4 protein-coding genes are annotated in these 5,002 nt (G+C 73.5%); 2 read left to right on the top strand and 2 right to left on the bottom strand.

Annotated elements, in window-relative coordinates; translation table 11 throughout:
• Positions 1-110 precede the first annotated feature (110 nt).
• Entirely contained in the window at positions 111-1,157 is a 1,047-nt protein-coding gene (locus tag ACRX5S_RS09525; RefSeq protein ID WP_436772381.1) for an aminotransferase class V-fold PLP-dependent enzyme, read from the top strand.
• Here ACRX5S_RS09525 and ACRX5S_RS09520 read toward each other — a convergent pair.
• A complete protein-coding gene (locus ACRX5S_RS09520; RefSeq protein ID WP_436772380.1) occupies positions 1,122-2,795 on the bottom strand; it encodes a glycosyltransferase family 39 protein in 1,674 nt (557 codons plus the stop codon). The genes ACRX5S_RS09525 and ACRX5S_RS09520 overlap by 36 nt on opposite strands.
• Positions 2,796-3,179: 384 nt before the next feature.
• The gene (locus tag ACRX5S_RS09515) at positions 3,180-4,112 is read right to left on the bottom strand and encodes an LLM class F420-dependent oxidoreductase (RefSeq protein ID WP_436772379.1); all 933 of its coding nucleotides are present in this window, start codon (positions 4,110-4,112) and stop codon (positions 3,180-3,182) included.
• Positions 4,113-4,253: 141 nt separating this feature from the next.
• On the opposite strand from ACRX5S_RS09515, the gene ACRX5S_RS09510 reads away from it, so the two are divergent.
• Positions 4,254-5,002: AIM24 family protein (locus ACRX5S_RS09510; RefSeq protein ID WP_436772378.1), on the top strand; the 749-nt coding region annotated here is incomplete at its 3' end.

Genomic DNA, 5,002 nt, shown 5'->3' with positions numbered 1-5,002 from the left:
CCCCCGCGGAGGTGGCTCCCGAGCAAGTGGCTCGCCACAGCCTGGTCCGGGAGCCACCTCCGGCCAAATGGCCCTGTCCCGCGGGGCCACCCGCGGCGTACCGTCGGCCGATGGACCTCGAAAGCGCCCGCATCCTCTGGGAACCCGAACCTGGCTGGCTGAACACCGCAAGCTACGGACTTCCGCCCACCCCAACCTACGAAGCGGTACTCGCCGCGCAGCGCGACTGGCGCGCGGGGCGCACGAGTTGGGAGCCGTGGGGCGAGGTCGGCGAGCGGGCCCGCGCGCTGTTCGCGGAGCTGGTCGGCGCCGACGCCTCGGACATCTCCATCGGGGCGAACGTCTCCGGCATGCTCGCCCCGGTCGGCGCGTCCCTCCCGCCGGGGACCCGAATCGTCGTCCCTGACATCGAGTTCACGTCGAACGTGTTCCCCTGGATGGTCCACGAGTCGCGCGGCGTCGAGGTCGTGTGCGTGCCCCTCGCCAAGCTGGCCGCCGCGATCGACGAGCGCACCGACGTCGTCGCCTACAGCCTCGTGCAGTCGGCCGACGGCTCGGTGGCGGACGACGCCGAGATCGTGGCCGCGGCCCGCGCCCACGGCACGATGGTCGTCGTCGACGGCACACAGGCGGTGGGCTGGCTGCCGGTCGACGCAACTCGATACGACGTGCTGACAGTTGGCGGCTACAAGTGGCTCATGAACCCGCGCGGCACCGGCTACACCTACTTCGCGCCGGGCGTACGCGACCGCTTCGTCCCCGTCGCCGCCGGCTGGTACGCGGGCGACGACGTCCACGCTTCCTACTATGGCCCCCCGCTACGCCTCGCGGCCGACGCGCGCCGCTTCGACACCTCCCCCGCGTGGTTCGCGTGGGTCGGCGCGGCCCCCGCCCTTGAGGTCGTACGCGACATCGGCATCCCACAGATCCACGCGCACAACGTGGCCCTGGCCAACCGCTTCCTCACCGCCCTGGGGCGGCCGCCCGGCGACAGCGCCATCGTCACCGTCGACGTGCCGGGCGCCGACGAGGCGCTGCGTGCCGCAGGGGTCAAGGCAGCGGTGCGCGCCGGACGCGTCCGGGCGTCCTTCCACCTCTACACGACCGAGGCGGACGTCGACCTAGCCGTCAACGCCCTTCTCCGGCAAGCCGGTTGACCCGGCCGGACGGGCTGCCGCGCACGGGTCGCCGGCGCCCCGGATGCGGGCGAGGGGGTTGGTGTCGCAGTTGACGTCGTCGGGACCGGGCGGGGTCGGGCCGCGTTCCATGAGGCTGATGTAGGCGCCGGCCACGGGGGTGCTCTCCACGACGTGGTAACTCCCGCGCAGAGCCTGGGCCGTGCTGCGCGCGACTCCGGCGAAGGGGTTGTCGGGGACGCCGCGCAGCACGATGACGACGAGCCAGATGCGTTCGGGGTCGGCGGTGCGCAGGCAGGATTCGGAATCCAAGCAGTCGTACGCCCACAGGTCGTCGCGGTCGGTTCCCGTCCGGCCCAACAGCACGTCGCGCGGCTGGAGTTCGTGGCGCAGGTAGTACTCGACGCCGACGTCCACGTGCCACAGGCGCTGGTCGACGCTCGCGTACACGATGCCGTCCCCGGGGCGCTGCCGGGCCCGCAGGAGGTCGGCGATGCCGCGGTAGTCGACCCAGGAGATCGCGGACTTCGCGGGGTAGTCGCGCTGCTCGTGGGCGCCCGGTTCGCGCAACTCCCGCTGGTCGGGCACGCCGACGGCGGCGACGACCGCGAGTGCCAAGACTGTCGCCGTCGTTGCCGTCGTTGCCGTCGTCGCTGCCGTCGTTGCCGCAGCCACGCGGTCCGCCAGAACCGCGATGCCCGCCCCCGCGAGGACGGCCCACGCGGGGAGGGCGAAGAGCAGGTAGCGCGGCAGGAAGTACGACGTGTCTCCGGCCAGCGAAACCGCGCACACGGCAACGACCGGTAGCAGCGCCGCGCCGAAGTACGCGGCCACTGCCCGCCGGTGCGGTCCCGTGCACGCCCCGAGCGCGAGCACGGCCAGCGCGAGGGCCACCGGCCCCGACGCGGCCGTGCGCGGCAACAGGACCTGGAGGGCTTCGAGTTCGGGGCGCGGTATCCATTCGATCTGGCGGACGCGCTGAGCGCCCGCGACGACGGCGAGGGGAGCGAGCGGCGCCGTTGCGGCGACGATGGAGACGGCGAAGGCGAGCAGGCGGCGTCCCCGTGGGCTTTGATCACGGCGTTCGAAGCCCGGTTCAGGGCCCGGTTTCGCCCCCGGTTCGGTGTGCGCGTCGCGGCGGATTCCCCCGTCCCCACCTGACAAGTCCCCGCCTGACAACCGGACGGCCAGCCACGCGGCGTGGCCGACCACCCCGGCGAGGGCGACCAGGTGCCAGACGCCCAGCAGCGCGACCGAGGCGGAGTACGCCGCCCAGCGCCCGATCGTCGGCCGGTCCGCGGCCCGGGCGAGGAGCAGCGTGGCCACCGCGAAGGTCAGGCACACGAACCCGTAGGCGCGCGCCTCCTGCCCGTACCGCGACACCGCCGGCAGCAGCGCGAACACCAGCCCTGCCGCGAGACCGGCGCGCGGTCCGAAGGCGCGGCGGCCGAGTTGGACCACGCACGCGGCGGTCCCGGCCATCGCGAGCATCGCCGGGAGTCGCAGGGTGGGCACCGCGTCCCCGAAGAGGCCGGTCCAGCCGTGCATGAACAGGTAGAAGCCGCCGCTGGACGCGTCGACGTTGCCGAGCATCGCGAACAACTCGGGCACCGACCGCCGCGACGCGGTCCAGGTGGCGAGTTCGTCGCGCCACAGCACCGGGCGATCGGCGCGCCAGAGGCACAGTGCCAGCGTGAGCAGGGCCGCGCCCAGCGGCGCCGCGGCGGTGTGCCCAAGGCTGCGGCGCTGCTGGGTGCGGGCGGTCCGAGGGGCGGGTGTACCGCCGGAGCGCGAGGCGTACGTCCGAACCCGCCTCCCGGGAGCCGGCCGCGCGTCCGTGCCACCGGAGGTGTCCGCTCCGTCCGCCGGCCGCGCCGGGCTGTCAGTCGTGCCGGACAGGTTCCGCTCCCCCAAGTCGCCGCCGTCGATCCCCCGGGCGAGACGCTACGGGATGCGCGGCGCGCGCGGGCACCCCGTCCGCACACCATGTCCGGACGCCGCCGCGCCCGGCGCGGTCCCGGGCAAAGGTCCCGCGACTCTCCCTCAGCCCTCCAGCAGCGCGGGTGCGAGCGTGCGCCAGTCGACCATCATGAGGTCCACCATCGACTCGCCCAGCACCTGGACGCAGACGTGGTCGGCACCGGCCGCGTGCTGGGCGTCCACCCGGGCCCGCAGCGCGGCCTCGTCGCCCCACGCCACCAGTGCGTCGACCAGGCGCTCGCTGCCGCCGTCCGCGAAGTCGTCCTCGGACAGGCCGAGTCGCAGCCAGTTGTTGCGGTAGTTCGGCAGCGCAAGGTACGGCTTCAGGTGCTCGCGCGCACGCCGCAGCGCGGTCTCGCGGTCGGCGGTGAGGACGACCGCCTGCTCCACCGCGAGGTAGCCGTCGGCACCGATGGTCTCGCGGGCGAGCGCGGTGTGCTCCGGGGGCACGAGGTACGTGTGCGCGCCTTCCGCGCGGTCGCGCGAGAGTTCGAGCATGCGCGGCCCGAGCGCGGCGAGCACGCGAGGCGGCCGCGGCAGTTCGCCCCCTGCGGCGAAGTAGAGGGACGCGTCCAGCCCGTCGAGGTAGCTCCGCATGAGCGTGAGCGGCTTGTCGTAGACGTTGCCGCCGGGGCGCAGGCCCTCGACGAGCGGCCCGTGGCTGACGCCGAGGCCGAGCAGGAAGCGACCGGGGTGTGCGTCCAGCAGGGTGCGCGCGGCGCCGTTGGTGGCGACCGCGTCGCGCGCCCAGAGGTTGGCGATGCCGGTGGCCACCGGGATGCGCGGGCTGGATTCCAGCAGGAGGAGCGCCTGGGTGAACGTCTCGCGCCCGACCGTCTCCCCCCACCACAGGGCCCCGTAGCCGAGGGCGTCGAGTTCGGCGGCGGTGTCGCGCAATTGGGCGACGGGGAGGAAGTCGAAGGCGGAGGTCCACAGGCCCACGCGCCCGAGATCGGGTACGGGGCGGTGCGCGGCCGGTGCGGTGGTGTCGGACAAGGCTCCCCCAAGGGGTGGCGGGTCTGCGTCTGTAACGCCGTAACAGAACGGCGTGCCCCGCACGATACGGGAGGACGTCCGGCGCCGAAGATGGGGTGCACTTTGTTCACCGCAGGGGCCCGGACCAGGGATCATGTCCGGGTGGAGAGTCCCCTGTTCAACAATGTCGCGCGTCAGTCGACCGATCGGTTCAGCCTCCAGAACCCGCAGATCCTGCGGGTGGGTCTCGACCGGCAGTCGGCACCGGAGGTGCTCGCCCGCAAGGGCGCGATGATCGCGTTCACCGGCGCGGTGGACTTCGACGGCTACATGCCGACCCCGGGAGAGATGCGCGCCGCGGCGTACGGCGCCGAGTTCATGTCCCTGATGCGCTGCTTCGGCACCGGCGTCGTCTACCTCGCCAACCAGGCCCAGCACATCCACGTGGTGTCGCTGTCGAACGACGCGCTGATCGTCGACAACGACTCGGTGCTGGCCCTCGACCCGGGCCTCACCTGGACGCCCGTCGCGCTGGACGCCGAGGCGCGGATCTCCGGGCCGGGCGCGAACGGCCTCCAGATCGGCGGCACCGGGGTCATCGCGCTGACCACGCCGGGGCACCCGCTGGTCATGAAGGTCGGCGCGCGCAACGAGGTCTTCGTGGACGCGGACGCCGTGGTGGCGTGGTCGGCGAACCTCACGACGCGGCTGGAGGCGCAGACCGTGTCCAGCCGCATCTGGCGGCGCCGCGGGCAGACCGGCGAGGGCTGGATGCTGAGCTTCATCGGCGAGGGCTGGGTCCTGGTCCAGTCGAACGAGGTCACCGCGGCGAACATGATCCAGCACCAGGGCGGACCGCTCGGCATGGGCCAGCAGGGCTACCGCCAGAACGCCTGGGGCGGGCCCGGGGG

Source organism: Yinghuangia sp. YIM S09857 (assembly GCF_051388915.1).
Classification (GTDB): Bacteria; Actinomycetota; Actinomycetes; order Streptomycetales; family Streptomycetaceae; genus Yinghuangia.
The sequence above is the reverse complement of the archived record's forward strand: the minus strand, read 5'-3'. Positions and strand labels throughout refer to the sequence as shown.

Excerpts from the sequence above, each read along its gene's own strand:
- ACRX5S_RS09525 (WP_436772381.1), top strand. The coding sequence starts at position 111 with ATGGACCTCGAAAGCGCCCGCATCCTCTGGGAACCCGAACCTGGCTGG.